This window comes from Mesorhizobium sp. M7A.F.Ca.CA.001.08.2.1, from assembly GCF_003998455.1.
Classification (GTDB): domain Bacteria; phylum Pseudomonadota; class Alphaproteobacteria; order Rhizobiales; family Rhizobiaceae; genus Mesorhizobium; species Mesorhizobium ciceri.
This window is the reverse complement of sequence record NZ_RZPW01001283.1, coordinates 1-883: the sequence shown is the minus strand read 5'-3', so window position 1 is coordinate 883 and position 883 is coordinate 1. Positions and strand designations below refer to the sequence as shown.

At 64.0% G+C, this 883-nt stretch carries 1 protein-coding gene and 1 pseudogene; both read right to left on the bottom strand.

The window, feature by feature from the left end; genetic code table 11:
* Window positions 1-8: 8 nt before the first annotated feature.
* The gene (locus EN914_RS36855) at window positions 9-479 is read right to left on the bottom strand and encodes a YaiI/YqxD family protein (RefSeq protein WP_127389753.1); all 471 of its coding nucleotides are present in this window, start codon (window positions 477-479) and stop codon (window positions 9-11) included.
* 69 nt (window positions 480-548) lie between these two features.
* Window positions 549-883: pseudogene (locus EN914_RS36850) on the bottom strand (S-(hydroxymethyl)glutathione dehydrogenase); the annotation flags it as partial.

Here is an 883-nt window from a genome sequence, read left to right as displayed (position 1 = left end):
GGGTAGCGCTAATCCGGTGTGGCCGATTTCATGGCACGCCGCAAGACCGGCCGCGGTTTCTGGGCGAACTCGATCGCATCTTGCGGCGCGAAGCTGGCATTGTAGCCCTTGCTTTCGCCGGTCTCGCGCAGATGCTGCTTCAGGTCGCGCATCGCCACCGCCATGCCGATCGTTTCCGGCGTGAAGGGACGTCCGGTTGGCCCAAGCACATGGGCGCCGAGTGCAACCGCGCGGGCGGCCAGCGGAATGTCGGCGGTGATCACAATGTCGTTGGTGCGTGCATTGTCGACGATCCAGTCGTCGGCGGCATCAGCGCCCTTGGAGACCACGACATTGCGGACCATCGGATCGCGCGACGGCCGCAGGCCGCCATTGGAGACGTAGGTGACAAGGACGCCATGCCGGTCGGCCACTTTTTCGACCTCGGCCTTGACCGGGCAGGCATCTGCATCGACGAGAATGGCGGGGAGTTCGCTCATGTTTCTTTTCTCCTCCCATTGTGAACCACGGAGGCCGCGCGCCGGTTGGACCGCGGCCTGTGATGTTCCTCAGTAAACCACGACGCTTCTGATCGATTTGCCCTCATGCATGAGATCGAAACCCTTGTTGATGTCCTCGAGCTTGAGCGTGTGGGTGATCATAGGGTCGATCTGGATCTTGCCGTCCATGTACCAGTCGACGATCTTCGGCACATCGGTGCGGCCGCGCGCGCCGCCGAAGGCGGTGCCCATCCAGGTGCGGCCGGTGACCAGCTGGAACGGCCGCGTCGAGATCTCCTGGCCGGCGCCGGCCACGCCGATGACCACCGACTTGCCCCAGCCGCGATGCGAGGCTTCGAGCGCCTGACGCATCACCTTGGTGCTGCCCGTGCAGTCGAATGTGT